General features: G+C 58.8%; 14 protein-coding genes and 2 pseudogenes. 12 read left to right on the top strand and 4 right to left on the bottom strand.

The window, feature by feature from the left end; genetic code table 11:
* Positions 1–216: 216 nt before the first annotated feature.
* The 5 genes from JMY28_RS04015 to JMY28_RS03995 all read left to right on the top strand — a co-directional run bounded on the left by JMY28_RS04015 (position 217) and on the right by JMY28_RS03995 (position 5,005).
* Positions 217–807, top strand: a complete 591-nt coding sequence (locus tag JMY28_RS04015) for a hypothetical protein (protein WP_201694624.1) — start codon at positions 217–219, stop codon at positions 805–807.
* Entirely contained in the window at positions 804–1,289 is a 486-nt protein-coding gene (locus JMY28_RS04010) for a DUF3302 domain-containing protein (RefSeq protein ID WP_236596681.1), read from the top strand. The genes JMY28_RS04015 and JMY28_RS04010 overlap by 4 nt, the downstream gene beginning before the upstream one ends.
* Positions 1,290–2,468, top strand: a complete 1,179-nt coding sequence (locus JMY28_RS04005; RefSeq protein ID WP_201694623.1) for an HlyD family secretion protein — start codon at positions 1,290–1,292, stop codon at positions 2,466–2,468.
* 4 nt (positions 2,469–2,472) lie between these two features.
* Positions 2,473–3,963 carry a TolC family protein gene (locus JMY28_RS04000; protein WP_201694622.1) on the top strand — a complete coding sequence of 497 codons (1,491 nt, stop codon included), beginning with the start codon at positions 2,473–2,475 and terminating at the stop codon, positions 3,961–3,963.
* 70 nt (positions 3,964–4,033) lie between these two features.
* Positions 4,034–5,005 carry a hypothetical protein gene (locus tag JMY28_RS03995; protein WP_236596739.1) on the top strand — a complete coding sequence of 324 codons (972 nt, stop codon included), beginning with the start codon at positions 4,034–4,036 and terminating at the stop codon, positions 5,003–5,005.
* A gap of 1,113 nt (positions 5,006–6,118) precedes the next feature.
* Here the strand turns inward: JMY28_RS03995 and JMY28_RS03990 are convergent.
* Genes JMY28_RS03990 through JMY28_RS03980 form a run of 3 tightly spaced genes read right to left on the bottom strand, consistent with a single transcriptional unit; the run spans position 6,119 to position 7,986 of the window.
* Positions 6,119–7,075, bottom strand: coding sequence for a hypothetical protein (locus JMY28_RS03990; RefSeq protein WP_201694621.1), 957 nt, complete (start codon positions 7,073–7,075; stop codon positions 6,119–6,121).
* A gap of 33 nt (positions 7,076–7,108) precedes the next feature.
* The gene (locus JMY28_RS03985; protein ID WP_201694620.1) at positions 7,109–7,636 is read right to left on the bottom strand and encodes a hypothetical protein; all 528 of its coding nucleotides are present in this window, start codon (positions 7,634–7,636) and stop codon (positions 7,109–7,111) included.
* Positions 7,633–7,986, bottom strand: a complete 354-nt coding sequence (locus JMY28_RS03980; RefSeq protein ID WP_201694619.1) for a hypothetical protein — start codon at positions 7,984–7,986, stop codon at positions 7,633–7,635. The genes JMY28_RS03985 and JMY28_RS03980 overlap by 4 nt, the downstream gene beginning before the upstream one ends.
* Before the next feature lie 108 nt (positions 7,987–8,094).
* Here JMY28_RS03980 and JMY28_RS03975 point away from each other — a divergent pair.
* From JMY28_RS03975 to JMY28_RS03960, 4 genes and pseudogenes are all read left to right on the top strand, one after another.
* Positions 8,095–8,553, top strand: a pseudogene (locus JMY28_RS03975) (oxidoreductase); the annotation flags it as partial.
* Between the two features lie 40 nt (positions 8,554–8,593).
* On the top strand, positions 8,594–9,583 hold the full coding sequence (locus tag JMY28_RS03970; RefSeq protein ID WP_201694618.1) for a zinc-dependent alcohol dehydrogenase family protein: 990 nt from the start codon (positions 8,594–8,596) through the stop codon (positions 9,581–9,583).
* Between the two features lie 614 nt (positions 9,584–10,197).
* Entirely contained in the window at positions 10,198–11,046 is an 849-nt protein-coding gene (locus JMY28_RS03965) for an alpha/beta fold hydrolase (RefSeq protein WP_201694617.1), read from the top strand.
* A gap of 979 nt (positions 11,047–12,025) precedes the next feature.
* Positions 12,026–12,595 (top strand): YdeI/OmpD-associated family protein, encoded by a 570-nt coding sequence (locus JMY28_RS03960; RefSeq protein WP_201695162.1) that lies wholly within the window; start codon positions 12,026–12,028, stop codon positions 12,593–12,595.
* Between the two features lie 530 nt (positions 12,596–13,125).
* On the opposite strand, the gene cheY is transcribed toward JMY28_RS03960, so the two are convergent.
* Positions 13,126–13,521: a chemotaxis response regulator CheY gene (gene cheY / locus JMY28_RS03955; RefSeq protein WP_201694616.1), complete on the bottom strand. Its 396-nt coding sequence runs from the start codon at positions 13,519–13,521 to the stop codon at positions 13,126–13,128.
* Between the two features lie 649 nt (positions 13,522–14,170).
* Between cheY and JMY28_RS03950 the strand changes: the two genes are divergently transcribed.
* The 3 genes and pseudogenes from JMY28_RS03950 to JMY28_RS03940 form a co-directional block, all read left to right on the top strand.
* Entirely contained in the window at positions 14,171–14,473 is a 303-nt protein-coding gene (locus JMY28_RS03950) for a DUF6900 domain-containing protein (RefSeq protein WP_201694615.1), read from the top strand.
* Between the two features lie 15 nt (positions 14,474–14,488).
* Positions 14,489–14,689: a DUF6900 domain-containing protein gene (locus tag JMY28_RS03945; protein ID WP_201694614.1), complete on the top strand. Its 201-nt coding sequence runs from the start codon at positions 14,489–14,491 to the stop codon at positions 14,687–14,689.
* A gap of 1,122 nt (positions 14,690–15,811) precedes the next feature.
* Positions 15,812–16,840, top strand: a pseudogene (locus tag JMY28_RS03940) (NCS2 family permease); the annotation flags it as partial.
* Between the last annotated feature and the right edge of the window lie 110 nt (positions 16,841–16,950).

Below are 16,950 nucleotides of genomic sequence, written 5' to 3'. Positions count from 1 at the left end.
CCCCGTCTCCCCTGTGTGGAATTCCATCTCACGACGAGCATAGGGTGCGCATACCTTCCGGGCTATCACAGGAATCAGAAATGGTACCCCCGCATTTTCTGATTCCTGTGATAGCGACGGTGTGCCGCGGCGCGTAATTTACCGACCTGATGGAACGATTGACAACACGCAGATTGCAATTCGCGATGTGTGTCCCAACGCAAGGGAACGACTTAGATGAACGGGAACGATCATTCAACGGCTTCGCGAGGGCGAACTAACCGGCTCACCGCGCTCCTGGCGAGCGTCCGCCACGCTTGTGGCCAGATGCGGCAATGGCAACTCACGCGGTGGGGCGGCACGATTCGCGCCGCCGCACATCAACTCACACTGGCAGTGGCGGTGGCTGGCGCCGGGCAAGCGCATGCGCAAGCGACTGCCGCCGGCGGAGGGGCGCGCATCTCCCCGAATGCCGGCTATGGATTCGGCTTCTATATGGAGGCAGCGCGGTCTCGAGAACATGGTGGTGCCGCGCCGGGCAAATATGACCTGCTCTATACAGATCAGGCGCAAGGCATGGACGCCCAGGCTTCACGCCGGGAAACCGGTCGTCGTTCACCAGCCACACCAATAGAGGGTTCAAAAATCGACTCTGTATTGAGCAACCTCGGCAGCGCGGGGGTGATGACAATCGCGCTGGGCCTGAAAGAGGCGGTGCCGATGATGGTATTCACGGGCTCCGTGTCGAACCGGTGCACTGGACGCTACCCGGATTGCGGCCAGGATCACCTCAGCTATGAACCCCTCTCGCAGCCGCAGACGCCATGAAACTCGAATCGAAGCAAATGGAATGTATGGCTGAGCATCCGCGCATCGTCAACGTTTTAGTCCGGTCTGGCCGATATCTGGCGGCTAGCGGCGCGCTTCTGGCGCTGAGTACGCCAACTTTCGCCTCGGTTTCGCGAGGGACCCTCGAACACGCTGCCGATTTCATGTCGTGGGTGGTTCTCGCCGTCGTACCGGTTGCCGGTATTTACGTCTTCTGGATTCTCCATATCTTGCCGGAAAGAGTTGCGAGAAAGAAGCAACATCCGCAAATGGAGGCGATTCACGCGCTGTGCCTGCTGTCGCTGTTCTTTGGCGGCCTTCTGTGGCCATTAGCGTGGCTATGGGCTCACACCAAGCCGGTTTTTTACCGGGCGGCCTACGGAACCGACAGGCTGCCGCCGGACGATGCTGATGCCCATGCAACGCCGGGTTGCGCGCACGAGCCAGTCTGCGCAATCGCCAACGAAAAGGACAAGGTTTAGATGGAAGTTTTGATTCTGGGTGTCTACGCGTTCTGCGTGTGGCTCATCTTCTTCAAGTTCAAATGGTTGCCGTGGAATCCCGTCTCCATGGTCATCGCATTTACGCTGCCGATCATTGCGCTTGCAACGATCATTCTTACCCTCAACGTCGTAGCGCCATCGACGCATGAGGTAAGGGTGGTCGGCAAGGTGCTGCAGGTCGTGCCGCAAGTCAAGGGTCGCATTGTCGAACTTCCGGCCGAGGGTAACAGGCACTACCGTAAAGGCGATGTGCTGCTTCGTATCGATCCAACTCCGTATGAATTATCGGTCGCGCAATTGGAGGGAAGGTTGCATGCCGACGACGCAGCCGTTGCGGAGGCCGACGCCTCGAGCCTGCAACTTGCGCAATCCGTGCGCCGCGAAGCCGGGAAGGTCAGCACCGTGCAAGCCTCGTTGTCGCTGGCGAGGCAAAGGCTGAAGGAGCAGGACGCATTGCTTGCGGTCGGGGCGGGTTCGAAGTTCGACCGCGACGACGCCTTGGCGCGGCAGAGCGAGCTGGAAGGTCAACTGGTGAGTGCGCAGGCTGAGGAAGGCGAGGTCAAGGCGAAGCTTTCGGCGCAAAGTCAGGGTGAGTTCGCCGCCATCGCTGCTGCGCGGGCACGCCGTGCGGAAACCGTGAGTATGCTCGAAAACGCGAGGTGGGAGCTATCTCAGACGGTTTATCGCGCTCCGGCGGCCGGCCGGGTCGTGAACCTCCAGGTGCGTGTCGGTACGATGCTCGTCCCCTTGCCGTTGACGCCTGCATTCAGCTTTGTTGAGGATGACCAGGAACTGATCGCCTTCTATGGCCAGAACGAGCTGTACAACGTGCGGCCAGGCGACGTAGCCGAAGTGTACCTGCCGACGATACCCGGAGCGATCCTCGAGGCGAAGGTGGACTCGATCGTCTGGGCGCAGTCGCAGGGCCAATTCCCTCAAGGCGGCATGCTTCCCAATACCGGTGCGGTCGCCGCGACTCCGAATCGCTTTGCCGTGAAGCTCGCACTGGACGATAAATCGAAGTGGCCGCTCCTCCCGGTCGGTGCGCTGGGCGCAGGGGCGATCTATACGCAGCATGGCGAAGCGATCCAGATTATTCGCATGGTGTTTCTGCGGGTGAGCTCCAGGCTGAACTATCTCGTCTTCAAGCTGCATTAAAGGAATGATCGTGTCGTCGCTGATTCGTAAGAAAGCCTATCCAATAATCCTTGCAATCTATTTAGGATTGCTTGTCGGTTGCACGCTCGAAACGCCACCCAAGGCCAGCGACCTCGCCGCTCATTCGGTTCCGTCACTTGACAGCCAGCGCCTGTGGGCCAACAGCAGCACGCTCGGCGATCCCACTGACGGTTGGCTCGCCAGTTTCAACGATGCCCGGTTGAACCAACTCGTGCGCGAGGCGATCGGCCACAACGGGGATCTGGCGATTGCCGCAATTCGCGTGCAGCAGGCCGAGGCGCTGGCGACCGTGCAGAGCAGCGGGCTGCTTCCCGCCGCGGGCGCCAGGGGGCGGCTGGGTGAATCCGAGTCGCAGATCGTTTCCGTTGGCGCGAGCTGGGAACTTGACCTCTGGGGGCGTATACGCGCGCAGTCGCGGGCGGCGCAATCCGAACGCGCCGCGACGCAAGCCGATTATGTGTGGGCCCAACGGGTCGTGGCCGCAACGACTGCCAAGGCCTGGTTTTCGCTCATCAAATGCACGCAGCTCGAAAGGACGCTGAAGGAGATCGTCGAGGTTCAGGCGCAACTCGTCGAGATAGAAGGTCATCGCGTGGTCACTGGCGCCGCCTCCCAAACGGAGCTCCAGGAAGCGCGAAACACGCTGAGGATGAGTCAGGATGCGCTCATCAAGGCGACTCAGGCGAAGGTCCGGGCTGCTCAAGCGCTGGAATTGCTGCTGGGCCGCTACCCGGCCGGTGAGATCGAGGCTGAGCCGAGGATGCCGGCGTTGCCAGCCGAGCCGCTTGCCGGTTTGCCTGCGAATCTCGTCGAGCGCCGGCCCGATCTCATCGCCGCGTCGCATCGCGTTGCCGAAGCGTTCGACCAGCGTCAATCGGCTCAAGCCGCGCGATTGCCCAGCGTTTCCATCGACGTCGCGATTACGGGAATCCGAAGCAACGTGCTGTCACTCATGGATTCCAGCAGTCCGGTCAAGGGCGTGAGCGCCACATTCCTCGCGCCGATCTTTACCGGGGGAAAACTCAAGGCCCAGGCTGATTACTATACCGAGGCGCAAAAGGCCGCAATCGTCGCCTATGACAATAGTGCGCTGGACGCGCTGAACGAAGTCGAAGCTGGGCTTCAGGCCGAGACGAGCTACAAGGCGCGGATCGCGGAGTTGCAGGCGCGCGCCGAGGAGTGCCGCACGCTGCTGGTTCGGGAGGAGGCGCGCGTCTCGATTGGATCGGCCGACGAGCGCGGCGCGCTGAAGAGCCGGCAAACGCTGCTGCTCTCGGAGGCGGATCTTGTCAGCGCACGCGGCGACCAGCTCAATGCGCGTATCGGCCTGCTGCTCGCATTGGGTGGAGACTGGCGCGAGGCAGGCGAAGCGAGCGCGCAGACGGGTGACTTCTCGTTCACGGACTCTCTTGTCGCGAACATGGCGGCGAAACCGCAGACGAGCTCGATCCATGAAAGCGAAATCGCACAGTAAGCGATCGGGGATCGGAGGCCGCTTGATGCACTGGTGGCAGATCCGTTGTTCGCTCGCAATGCCGCGCATTATGAATGCGGCAATCGGGGCCGTTCTGCTATGGCTCACCGCGACAACGCCGGCGCAGGCGCAGGAACTCTCGCTGCTCGGTGGTCGGTCGCGAGCCAGCAACATCAATACCTATACCTGGGCTTTCAGCTATCAGGAGGGACTCGGCAAGTCCATGGCGACGAGTTTCACGTGGCTCAACGAAGGACATATCCCGAATCATCATCGGGACGGTCAGCTCATCCAGTTCTGGGCGAGGGTGCCTGTAGGCAGTCCGCAGTTCGTGCTGCAAGCCGGGCTCGGCCCGTATCGTTACTTTGACACGACGACCGTGGAGCAGGGCGGCAGCTACTCGGATGTGCACGGTTGGGGGATCGTCTACAGCGTACGCGCTTCCTGGTATGCATCCAACCGCTGGGTCACGCAATTGCAGGTGAACCGTGTCCATGTGCCGCGCGGCCCTGACTCGTCAGGCGTGATGCTTGGCGTGGCCTATCAGTTGGACGCACCCGATGCGCCAGGACCACGCGACTGGGCAGCGAGTTCCTTGAAGAAGGTGACCAACAACGAAGTCGCGCTGTATCTCGGCAAGACCATCGTCAACTCGACAAGTTCGCCAGACGCATTTGGCGGCGCAATCGAATATCGGCGCAACCTCACAGACAACGTGGACTGGACGATTGGGTATCTGCACGAGGGCAGCACCCACGTTGCCCGCCGCGACGGCGTTACCAGTCAGTTATGGCTCACGCGCGCGTTTCTCGACGACAAAGTTACGCTGGGCGTCGGGGCGGGTGCCTACTATGCGATCAACGAGAACGAGGGCAGCGCGTCGCCGGGGCCCGGTGCCGGCAAATTCTCTGGAATCCTCACGATAGCCGGTTCCTGGCGATTCAGCCCCAGATGGGATGCGCGGATCGAATGGAATCGCGTCGTGACGCGTTACGATCGAGACACGGACGTTATCGTGACTGGCATCGGCTATCGGTGGTGAACTCGCCCGAACTCGTCGTGCGCAGTTGTGTGGCGCTATGAATAGACGTCGATTACCCATTGGTCAGAGCGCCGAGCTTATTCAACGTAAACGTTTCGCGCGCGCTGAATGATCGTGTTGTACGGATTCCCACTTTCTAATTTCTACGATTGTGAGCGCAATCACGAAGAAGCAATATGCCTCTGGCAACTGCAGGGAACACGTAGCCGATCTGTTGGTTGATGTATCTGAACTCCCCTCAGAGCCCGCTTTCGAGCAGGTGCCTCTTTTGTGCACCCAGCATGTGCGCAGTCCTGTGGGTGCAAGTCCCACCACAAAATGCTCACAGCGAGTGAAGTGACACGCAGTCACCAAAATCGTTGCGCTTTAACTTAATGAAGATCCGTATTCTCTCTGCCGTAGTAGTCGTGGTGTTTGTCGCCGGTTGTACGACGGCATCCGCTCCAAAGCACAACGTGGAAATGGTCAAATTGTCCGATGATCGGGAGGGCTGGGGCGTTCATTGCCACGGTCTGTTAGAAAGCAGCAGGACCTGTTTCAAGCGTGCCCGCAAGGTTTGCGCTGACAAACCTGTCCAGGTGATCTACGCATTCGATCGGCTCGAAAGTGGTTTGGGGCCAAAGGAAGATGCGCGTGATCTTGTATTCACATGTGGCGTGCCGGCCCAGTCATCGTTAGCCTCTTCGGGAGCTTCGCACTCCATTCGACATGGTTTCCCGGCCGCCTTGATTCCATGATTCAAACAGGCATTGGCGACACACCGACGCATACACAGCACCTTGCGCTCAAGCACATGGTTGCGGGAGGACGCGTTCATTGACAGCGAGAAGATCCATTCGCCGACGCCGGTTTGCGAATGGCAGCAAACCTACCTTCGGCCGACGCACCGCCATCTATCGCCGAACGTCCGCAAAGGCCGACAAGCGCATCTTGGGCAGGTTTTGGAATGGACCAGCCGTTCGAACGACACTGCATGGCTCAAGCGAGCGGCAGAAACTGGCCCGGGCCGTGTGGACGTTGCCACTTGGCGCTTTTGGCGAGTCGGCTGGCCGGATCTGAGGCGACCTTCAACTCCTGGCTCGCGCAACCTGTGCGGGCTTTTTCATGTCGACCTCAATTAGCGGGCTCAACAAGCACGATATGCCGCGCAAGATCCTGTTTGATTTCACAGGCTTGCCGGGTAGCCCACTGTTTATAAAGGTTTCCTTCGAGTTTTCTTTCCGTCATCATGACGGGAAAACGCTCAATTTCCGTAGCTGAAAGCCATTGCGTGCGGGTGTAGTGTGCGAGTTTTCCGGTAAGACCGGCCCCGACCCCCATGACCTTTTGTTCGAACTCTTTCTTGTAGGTCGTGTCTGCTAACGCGAAATTGGATTGCTGAAGCATGACCGCGGGCCAGACATGATAAAACCCATGGCCATGTGTCGCGAAGAGCCAGTGGAAGTTCTCGAACAGGAAATAACCCAGAATCACTCCCCAATGCGAGCGCTGTCCCGCTGCATCCGGAATTGGCTCGGCGTTGCGCACGTCGAAGGCGACGATTGGTGGTATGTCCGCATCGATGGCCCTGAAAATCGCCTGGATAAACTCGGAGGGGTCCGGCTGAGTTTCGACACGCACCTTGAAGTTCGCGAACTTCACGGCCGAGGCGACCGCAGCAAGCTGCGTCGCTGTCCAGACCCCACCCGTGGATGTATTGATCATCCCGCTCACATCGAGTGAGCCAGCCTGTTTGCCCAGCTTGCGCAACGATGGGTTGTCTTTTTCGGCTGGGTCGCGCTGCTGGAGGTCGATATCGCGTTGACGCGCCGGCGCGCTCAGCGTCGTGCGCCCCTTTGCTTTCCAGTAGTCCATGACAATACTGAGCGCATAAAAGCCGCAGGTCGGGCCCTCCTGTGTCTGTGCAGCCGGGATGGGGTCGAGCACCCGCCCCCACTCGCCCTTGCACTTCATCTGTGCAGCCTTTATCTTGATGTCAGCCAGTGGGACCCGCATGTCTGCTCCCTCCACAATTCGCTGACCGGACAAACCCAATCCGCCCGGGACAAGCTTGTGCGTGTAGTCGAACACCGCGGCCGGTTCCTGGGCCGGACATGCGCGAACTCATTGTGCGGGCTCAACGAGCACGAGGTGCCGTCCAAGATCTTGTGCTGCCTCGACGCCTTCCCGAATTTCATCCGTTTCTGTCAATGTGGCCTCGAGCTTGCGTTCAGCGATCCTGGTCGCAAATTCCTTCTGCTTTGCGGCAGTCATCCACTGCGTGCGGTTGAACTTTTCGTACGGTCCTTTAAGGCCGGGCCCGCTTCCCCGGACCTTGCGTTCGCTCGCTCTCTTGACCGTTGTGCCGGTCAAAGCGAAATTCGAGCTCTGAAGCTTTGATGCAGACCAGACATGATATCCGCCATGGCCATGTGTACAGATAACCCACTGTATGTCCATGTCCTCGTAATAGCCGATAATCACCCCCCAATGTGAACGTTGCCCGGCGGCATCCGACACTGGCTCAGCGTCGCGCACGTCGAAAGCGACGATCGGTGGGACGTCTGCATCGATGGCGTCGAAAATTGCCATGACAAAGTCGATTGGGTTCACCTGGGTTTCGATTTTCACCTTGAAGTTCGCGAACTTCACTGCGGCGCCGCGGCGAGCTGCGCCGCTGTCCAGACCCCGCCCGTAGAGGCTTTCACCATCTTGCCGACATCAAGTGCCCCAGTCTGCTTGCCCAGGTTGCGCAAAGAGGGGTTGTCCTTTTCCGCGGGATCGCGTTTCTGGGTGTCAATGTCGCGCTGACGGGCCGGTGCGCTCATTTTCGTGCGTCCCTTTGCTTTCCAGTAGTCCATGACAATGCTGAGCGCATAGAAGCCGCAGGTCGGCCCCTCCTGTACCTGTTCCCGCGGAATGGGCTCGAGCACCCGCCCCCATCGGGTCTCGTTCTTCGTTTCTTCTGCCTTGGCCTTCACGAATTCCAGAGTTACTCTCATTGGCGATCCCTCCGCGAATTGACTCCCGGCAAATGGATTCAGTCTAGGACAAGAATTGGGGGTATTGATGGAAAGGCGCGACGCGCGAGTCAGCGGCAGGCGTCCGGCAGCTCCGTTTGGGGTGAGAAACGGGTTGGCGTTCGAATCTCGCCGTCCGGGGAGTGGGGCGGCATATCGGACAGCAATCCGGAAGCTACATTCAGCCATGTGGCGAAGGTATTGAGCGGGTATGGGATCGCCTATCTTCATGTGATCGAACCTCGCATAAAAGGCGATGACACCCTTCACGACGGTCATCCGCCGGTGGCGTCCAGCTATCTTCGTCCGCACTTTCGCAGCCCCATCATCGCGGCAGGAGGATTCAACGGCGTTAGCGCGGAAGAGATCGTGACTTCCGGGGACGCAGACCTCGTGGCGTTTTGTCGGCATTTCACCTCTAACCCGGACCTCCCTTATCGACTCAGGCACAAGCTACCGCTCGCTCCTTACGTACGTGCTGGATTCTGGGGCGGCGACGAACGGCTTTACACAGATTTCCCGACGTACGACGGCGAAGCGGGACTGTGAGCCGTTTGGAATCGCACACGACAATCTTCCGGAGATTCAAATGGCACGCATTATTCAGTTTGCGAAAGCGGGCGGACCTGAAGTCATTGAGTTTATTGACGCACCCGAAAGGACCCTCGGGCCGAGAGAAGTTCGTATCAAGGTGAAGGCGATCGGGATAAACCGTGCGGAGTCGATGTCGCGGACCGATATTTATATCGAGCCGGTGGACTTTCCAGCGGGACTTGGCTATGAGGCGGCAGGAATAGTCGACGCGATCGGCGCTGACGTCACGGGAATTGCGGTGGGCGATGACGTGAGCGTGATTCCGTCATTTTCAATGAATGACTACTTTACGTATGGCGAGGTCGTCACCCTGCCGAGTTTCGCGGTTGTGAAGCATCCAAAGATACTTTCGTACGCTGAAGCGGCCTCAGTGTGGATGATGTTCATTCCAGCCTATGGGGCATTGATCGAAGACGCAAAAGTTGGGAGGGGCGATTTTGTCCTTATTCCGGCAGCATCGAGCAGCGTAGGTTTAGCTGCGATCCAGATCGCGAATTACGCTGGCGCTGAGCCGATTGCGCTTACGCGTTCGTCGGCCAAGAAAGAGCAGCTGCTCGCAGCTGGCGCAGCCCACGTCATCGCGACGGACGAACAGGACATGGTCGAGGAGGTCATGCGTATCACGGACACAAAGGGCGCGCGTGTCGCCTTTGATCCAATAGGCGGTCCGAACTTTCCGAAGCTCATCGATGCGCTAGCCTTCCAGGGCATCGTATACATCTACGGGGCGCTAGCGGAGGGTGATACGCCCATCCCGGTGCTTGCAATGATCGCAAAGATACCGACCATCAAGGCACACAACATCTGGCTGACGAGCGGCGACGACACACGCCGCAAAGCGGCCGTGGAGTTCGTCACTGCCGGCTTGGCGAGCGGCGCGCTGAAGCCCGCAATCGACCGGACGTTCGAGTTCGATGAAATGGTTGAAGTCCATCGATATCTAGAGAATAACGGCCAGTTCGGCAAGATCGTCGTAACGGTGTAAAGGACGGGTGTCCGGGGTACGCATGCCCAGGCACCCTTCGAAGAAAAGCCGCGCGCTAGAAGAAGCGGTCGTCAGGACCACGGACGATTACCCGGTTCCGCAAATCGGGCCCGTAGTTGCCGACTTTGCCGGCTCGTTCAAGCTGCCGGTGGAGCGTGCTCGTGGGGTGTGAGACCTGCACAACGTAACTTGCTATTCGAGTCGACGCTCCCCCGCATACGTGAGGCATCGCGCTATGAAAAGCTATCCAGCAGTGCCGCTGTGCGACGGTCACCCGCCGGGATATGCGCGTGCCGATGACAACCCGAAGGAACGTCTCGCGCAAGGTACAGTGTGGCGCTCGACACTATCAGCACTGACTGACGCTGCCAGCGTGCGATCTTCTTTCTCCGCGACCGCAACAGAGCGGTAGTTCGTTTCGAAGACGGCAAACTCGCGGAACATTGGGACGTCTTGCAGGATGAGGCGACACAGGCGCAGTCCATGAGCGGACTTCCGATGTTCGGGGCGAAGTTCCCTTCGTAATCGCGGTGAGAGTCAATCTGCTTAACCGTGCTGTAAGTCAGCCCTTTCGGGCCGCGTCAAGCCGCCCGCTCATTTTGGAGAACATAGCCATGACTGCCCATACTCATCGGAGCGCTCCGACTCAGTTCGTCGACGCAAATGGCATTCGCTTCGCGTATCGCCGCCTCGGCAACCCCGGTGGGGTGCCACTTGTCATGAATATTCACTTCACCGGTACGATGGACCATTGGGATCCCGCCGTGAGCGACGGCCTCGCGCAGAAGCGCGAAGTCATCCTGTTTAATAACGCCGGCATTTCCAGCAGTTCGGGCAGTGTGCCGGAGTCAATTGAAGAAATGGCGACGAACGCCGGCGTTTTTATCGGTGCGCTAGATCTGGAGCAGGTCGATGTGCTCGGATTTTCGATGGGCGGGTTGATCGCGCAGGAACTCGCGATCACGACACCACAATTGGTGCGCCGTGTCGTTCTCGTTGGGACTGGCCCGCGCAGCGGCGAAGGTATGGCTACACCGACGCCGGAAGCACAGGAAATTTTTGGTGCAACGTACGCCAACCCGGACGATTTGTGGCTGCGCGTGCATTTCACGTCTTCGGAAACAAGTCAGGCTGCTGGCCGCAAATTTATCGAACGGTTCCGGTTACGCAAAGAGAACCGCGATCCAGAGGTTGACGAAAAGGTCGCGCCTGCGCAACTTGCCGCGCTTGCAAAATGGGGGGCGTTGCGTGAGGGGCCGTACGAATATCTGAAGGCGCTTACGCAGCCAGCACTAGTCGTCAACGGCGACAACGATGTGATTATCTATTCGATCAATTCATGGATACTGCAGCAGAACATTCCGAACGCCCAGTTGATCATCTATCCCGACGCCAATCACGGCTCGTTGTATCAGTACCCGGAGCGATTCGTTACGCATGTCGACCAGTTTCTCTCAGAGTGACGCCAGGTACGCTCGAAGCACGGCGCTTCAACGGAGAGGGCGCTTTGGATCATGGTAGACCGTTGCATGACCGGACATGCGGTCAAGCTTAGATCGGAGAATATGCTTGCCGACGCCCCGCGATCAGAGTCGCACCGAATGTGCGCGCGTCGGCGAGGCGTAACGCGATAGAGACGCCGCCCTGCATCGCGCAGCCGATGATGGACGGTCGGCAGAATTCAGACTCCGCAATATTAGCGAATCAACTCGCGGACAATGGCGGGGAACAGGTGGCCTCGCCCGCCTGTTCAATCGTCGATCGTCCGGCTCAGGCAAGGATTTTGCGACAGCACGTTCGGCGGCTCGGAGCTTTCGAATGGCCGCTCACTTTACAGGAGAGATGACGTGAAAACTTTCGCCCTTGTCGTAACGGCCTTCGCCCTCGCAGCCCTCTCGGCACAACCGAGCTTCGCAGACGAGCACCATCACCATTGCGAGAAGGTGCGAGTTCACCACCACTGGGAAACACGCTGCGACCGATAGGGCCAGTGTCTCGCGAGCGCGAGCCTTTGGCGAAGGATTTCGCGCAGCTTTGAACAATGACTGCGCTCAGCGATTGTCTGCCGCTTCTCCCGTTGGTTTGGGGTATTGGCGACTCGGCGCAGTCGACATTCAGGCAGTCAAAGTGGGCGATGGCGGCGTCGTCGGGGCGTTGGGCGTGATCATTTGAGCCTGGAGGTGTCAGTTCGGCGCAAAAGTGAACGGGTCATATCGCCCTTCGCCGGTCATCGCCAAAGCCGATGGCAATGACATATGTTGGCGGCGGATTCAACCGGTCAGCTGGATGCTCCGCCAGAAAATACCCCAATCTTCCCTCCAATGGATACACGCTGAATTGTCGATAAATCGGGTATTCCCAAATCCGCGCAAATCGGTAATCTACGAGGTTTCAGTGAACGAAAATGCCTCGCTGCCTGAATGCAACCGTTCGGATCGCTCCATGACTGAGCCTCGTCTGACATTCCTTGATCAGAATGAATGGGAAAGCTGGTTGACGCAAAACGGCGGTACCTCGGCTGGGATATGGCTGCGCCTTGCCAAAAGGGGCGCCAGGCAGTCAACCTTGACTTACGAACAGGCGCTGGAATGTGCCCTTTGTCATGGCTGGATCGACGGTCAAAAACGGACTGAAAGTGAAGAATACTGGTTGCAACGCTTCACTCGACGCTCCGCAAAAAGCATCTGGTCCAGGCTCAACAAAGACCGGGCCGAAGCGTTGATCGCCGCGGGCAGAATGCTTCCATCGGGCATGCGAGAAATCGAGAGAGCCAAAGAGGATGGCCGCTGGGAGGCTGCCTATACGTCCGCCAGCAACTCGGTCGTGCCGGACGACCTGCAGGCCGCGCTGGATGCCAATCCCAAGGCAAGCGCGTTCTTTGCGACACTGAACGGCCGAAACCGCTACGCCATTCTGTTTCGGATACAGAATGCCAAAAAGCCCGCAACACGAGTGCGCAAGATCGAGCAATTCATCGGCATGCTGAATCGCGGCGAGACCGTTCATCCCTAGACCAGGAAGTTCGACAGCCGACGAAAGTCACCGGACGATGCCGCGCTCAAGGCGGGCAACCCGCAGCGCTGTCCACGACTCAGTGCTAGCGAGCATCGATCAGTGCTGGCTTGCAGTTTATTTGTTTCTTCGGCCGCTATTCGTGCGGGACGGCCGTTACGAAACTCCGGCTGAACGTCGTATGCTGGCCGCGTCCTGTCCGATGTATCCAGCACGTGCCGTTAAGGTCTATTCGACGCATGCGGACATGCTTCGGGTCAGCCCCATCGGTTCGATCACCGGTGGCTCACGTTGCTGAGAACGTTCCCAGTTCTGGGGGGCGCTGTTTGTAGCCCCCGTGATTCCCGGACGGCTGTCGGCGAGCACTCGTTGCGTTCGCCTAACCGTCCACCTCTGCGCCTGCCTCTTGAAAGCGGGCTGCTGAAATGACGATGCTTCCCCGCCAAGCCTGATCAACCTCAACGTCAGACCTCATCTTCGGGGCGTCGCTGCTGCCTTCCTGATCTGGTTGCCTCGCGGGTTCGTTCATTTCACTTTCCAGTCTTGCCCATTTTCTCGACAATTCGGCTCAGCTTCTCGTCCAGGAGGGATGCGGGAAACGGCTTGACCACGTAGCCATTCGCACCGGCCTGAGCCGCTGCGATGATGTTTTCCTTCTTCGACTCGGCGGTAACCATCAGCACCGGAAGGTGTGCGAGCCTTGTATCTGCGCGAATCTCCTTCAGCATCTCAAGCCCGTTGAGATTCGGCATGTTCCAGTCGGTAATCACAAAATCGAAGGGGCTCGCACGCAGATGCGCAAGCCCCATCATGCCGTCCTCCGCCTCATGGACGTTCGTATAACCCAGATCCCTCAACATGGTGCGGACAATTCGGCGCATCGTCGGAAAGTCATCCACCACCAGAATTCTCATATTCTTGTTCATACCACTCCGCACGTTTCAGCATCGGGAAACCAAACCGTCCTTACGGCAGTCTGCCTTGAAACTTTAGCGTCCGAGTGGGCGACCGCTTGCCGGACGTCGCCGACATTCACGCGACCCAAGGTGTCCCTGGAGTTCGCGTTATACGGCCTGCCGCGGAGGCGAGTCGTCGGGCCCAAGCGAACAATACCGAACTGTGCTTTTTCTTTGTGCTGTCGGTGTCGTCGTGGAGGGCGACCGTTATACGCTCGCCTCAGATCCAGACATAACTATTCCCGGAAACACGCGGTATGCGTTTGAGCGCTATTCAGAGGATCTCCAGTTGCTCGAAATTACGTTGCCGCAAGAGTTCTTGATCGGTGATTGAAATCGAGCGCACGGGTGTTCACGTGTGCTGCCGCCTTGGCGAATACGTGCCAGCTTTCTATAAGCCCAAGGTTTCCTACGCAACGTCAATGTTCGCATCGACTAACCGACGGCTCGGTGTCCAGCCTCGAGAGTCTGGATCCCACAGACGATCAAGCGTCAAACAAATGGATATAGCAACTATGTAAGCGAAGGCTACGTCAAAGTGTGACGTCCGGTCGCACTGGCAACCGCCTGACATTCCTATACTGACTGTAATGTTGATGACGCGTATGTGGAGGTCGCAATGGATAAGGCAGCTGAAAACGAAGTTCACTGGGAATCACTGAAAGCAATCGCCAGAGAGGAGCTCGGTATAAGCTCCCTCACGGAGTCGGGCAAGGTCTCAACGGACGTTCGGCTGGTGCGGATTGCCGCGCTTGCCAGTGCGTTCGAGCGGGCTTACGACTTCGGGCTATTGATGGGGCACATGGTAGCGAGGGCAGAGCAAGGGAAGGCCATGGGGTCGAAATTGAGGTGTCGCGCGGAACAGGAGTGGGTGCGTGCCTCTGCTGACGACCTGATGAGCACCCGTTCGCACTCTCACTGAAAGCCGGAGCTAACCGTGATCGACAGAACCCCGAATCATCCTTGCTGGCCTGCACTCGTTGCGATAGCCAACCAGCACCTCGAAATCAGCAATCTCGAAGAATCCGGGCGAAAGCTCACGGATATCCGTTTCCTGCGGGTGTCGGATCTCGCCAAGGCCCTCGAGCAAGCCTACCAGTTAGGGCTTACGGTGGGCTACAACGCGGAACCTGAATAGGCACTGGGCCCCTCCTGAAGGGCTAGCCGACTGTGTCGTCCGATGGCACGAACCTGCGCCGCATCTGGGTCGGGTCGCCGTGCCCGAGTACCTGCCGCACCTCTCGCCGGGGACACGGCCGCATCCCTGGCACACTTAACTACGTGCACCCTCAGAGTCCGCTTGCAACAGCGCAAATCTGAACGGGCTGCTAGAAGCTCTTCGGTGTGTTCACCCAGACCAACACGGTCGACTCGTCTCCATCGGCCTTCCAGGCATGGGCCCACGTACGCGGGGCTGTCCGCGGCTCTGCGTTGTGAGCAGGCAGCATATCCATGGGTGGGCTCGCGGCGTTGTGTGCCCTGCTCAATTTGACAAGTCAACTATATGTCGTAACTTGTCATCACGATGCCCACGGCGACCACATTCTTTGGGACGTCGACGCAACGACTGGATGAGCGTCGCGAACCGACACGCACTGGACAAAGGTCCCGCAAGCAATTGCAAGGAAACGGCGTTGGTGCGTGAGTCCAATGCAGTGTGGGGTGGAGGATCGGCCGCACCTATTTGGTGCGCGGGCGGTTGACTCTGCTCCCAGGCCTGGCACGGCGCGAATTGATCGTTGGCTTCGCGGTTAGACCGGCCGCTCGAATGTCTCCCGGAAGGACGACCCGAATGGCGGATCGTGGCCGGCTGCTGGCTTATGTGGGTGCCAATAGTGCCCGATCCCGGCCATTCGACGGTCTCCCTGAGATTGACGACAATCGTCGGCATTGAAGCGGCAGGTGCCAATCAACAGTGACAATGATCTCAACGGGCTTGTGCATGGATACGTCGCCGTGACGCCGATCCCCGGCAGCGATGGGTCTAGGTCATCTTCGGTCCGCAAGTTGTTGGTAAGATCTTTTTGTCGTGGCACACCGTGCACCAGCACAGCGTTGCATTTCAAATATGGTCTTACCCTTTTCTTTCTGAAAACGATTCCGTTCTTCTATAAGACCTGCGGGGTGCCTATGACTGCACAGCAAGCCGAATTACACGGTCGAATTGAGAGGACTCCGCGTTCGTCGCGCCCAACGAAAGCACGACGCCCGCTGCCGCACAGCGGTATGCCTGCCGCTCCGCAATGACCGAGGAGATGCGATGAATCGTGTCAGCGATACCCGAGCGTCTTCCTCCCTCTCCGCGCTCGACCGCTACTTCGGCATTCGGGCGGCAGGTTCGAGCGTGAAGGTCGAAATCGTCGGCGGTATTACGACGTTCCTAACGTCGATGTACATCATCGTCGTCAATCCCGGCATTCTTTCGCAGGGGGGTGTGCCGTTTACGGCCGCGCTCACCGCCACCGTGATCGTGAGCTTCCTTGGCAGTTGCGCGATGGGGCTCTATGCGCGCAATCCAGTGCTCGTGGCACCCGGCATGGGCCTGAACGCATTGTTTGCTTTCGTGTTGGTGCATGGCGCAGGCATGTCGTGGCAAACGGCGCTTGGCTGCGTGTTCTGGTCGGGCGTGATCTTCGCAGTGCTCGCGTCGTTCAATGTGCGCAAACTCGTCGTCGAGGCGATTCCCGCCAACCTGCGCCATGCGGTGTCTTGCGGCATAGGTCTTTTTATCAGTCTGATTGGGCTTGTGAACGCGAAGTTCATCGTCAGCGATCCCGTCACGATCGTGCACGGGACGCATCTGAACCCCGTCATCATCACATTCCTCGTCGGTCTCGCGGTCGCGAGCGTGCTCGTTGCGCGGCGCGTCACGGGCGCGCTGATGATCGGTATCGTGGTGACCACGCTGCTCGCGATACCGATCGGGCGCTGGTGGGGCGACGGCACGACCTACTGGCCCGCCGCGATTGCGACTAAGACGCTCGTCAACTGGAAGGGGCTCTTCGCCGCACCGGACTTCTCCGCCATTGGCCAGCTCGATTTGCTCGGTGCGCTGAAGTTCGTCTACTGGCCATTCATTTTCGTGATGCTGTTCACCTCGTTCTTCGACGCGCTTTCGACATTCATGGCGGTGTCGGAGGCAGGCAATCTGCTCGACGAAAACGGCAATCCGCGCAACATCCGGCAATCGATGATCGTCGACTCGCTGTCCGCGCTTGTTTCGGGGCCGCTCGGCACGAGTCCTGCGAACGCATATATTGAATCAGCGGCCGGCATTTCCGCGGGCGGTGAGGTTCCCCCGGTTTTTCGCCTTCCAGAGGTCACGGGTTATGCAGCCGCATCCCTTGTCCGCTGAGCCACAAGCCAGTCTTGCATGAACTGGGTTGGCGACATGAAACC

This window comes from Paraburkholderia hiiakae (assembly GCF_904848665.1).
Taxonomy (GTDB): Bacteria; Pseudomonadota; Gammaproteobacteria; order Burkholderiales; family Burkholderiaceae; genus Paraburkholderia; species Paraburkholderia hiiakae.
The sequence above is the reverse complement of the archived record's forward strand: the minus strand, read 5'-3'. Positions and strand labels throughout refer to the sequence as shown.

Excerpts from the sequence above, each read along its gene's own strand:
- JMY28_RS03980 (WP_201694619.1), bottom strand. The coding sequence starts at position 7,986 with ATGAGAGTAACTCTGGAATTCGTGAAGGCCAAGGCAGAAGAAACGAAG.
- JMY28_RS04010 (WP_236596681.1), top strand. The coding sequence starts at position 804 with ATGAAACTCGAATCGAAGCAAATGGAATGTATGGCTGAGCATCCGCGC.
- cheY (WP_201694616.1), bottom strand. The coding sequence starts at position 13,521 with ATGAACAAGAATATGAGAATTCTGGTGGTGGATGACTTTCCGACGATG.
- JMY28_RS03995 (WP_236596739.1), top strand. The coding sequence starts at position 4,034 with ATGAATGCGGCAATCGGGGCCGTTCTGCTATGGCTCACCGCGACAACG.
- JMY28_RS04000 (WP_201694622.1), top strand. The coding sequence starts at position 2,473 with ATGATCGTGTCGTCGCTGATTCGTAAGAAAGCCTATCCAATAATCCTT.
- JMY28_RS03970 (WP_201694618.1), top strand. The coding sequence starts at position 8,594 with ATGGCACGCATTATTCAGTTTGCGAAAGCGGGCGGACCTGAAGTCATT.
- JMY28_RS04015 (WP_201694624.1), top strand. The coding sequence starts at position 217 with ATGAACGGGAACGATCATTCAACGGCTTCGCGAGGGCGAACTAACCGG.
- JMY28_RS03950 (WP_201694615.1), top strand. The coding sequence starts at position 14,171 with ATGGATAAGGCAGCTGAAAACGAAGTTCACTGGGAATCACTGAAAGCA.
- JMY28_RS04005 (WP_201694623.1), top strand. The coding sequence starts at position 1,290 with ATGGAAGTTTTGATTCTGGGTGTCTACGCGTTCTGCGTGTGGCTCATC.
- JMY28_RS03965 (WP_201694617.1), top strand. The coding sequence starts at position 10,198 with ATGACTGCCCATACTCATCGGAGCGCTCCGACTCAGTTCGTCGACGCA.
- JMY28_RS03960 (WP_201695162.1), top strand. The coding sequence starts at position 12,026 with ATGACTGAGCCTCGTCTGACATTCCTTGATCAGAATGAATGGGAAAGC.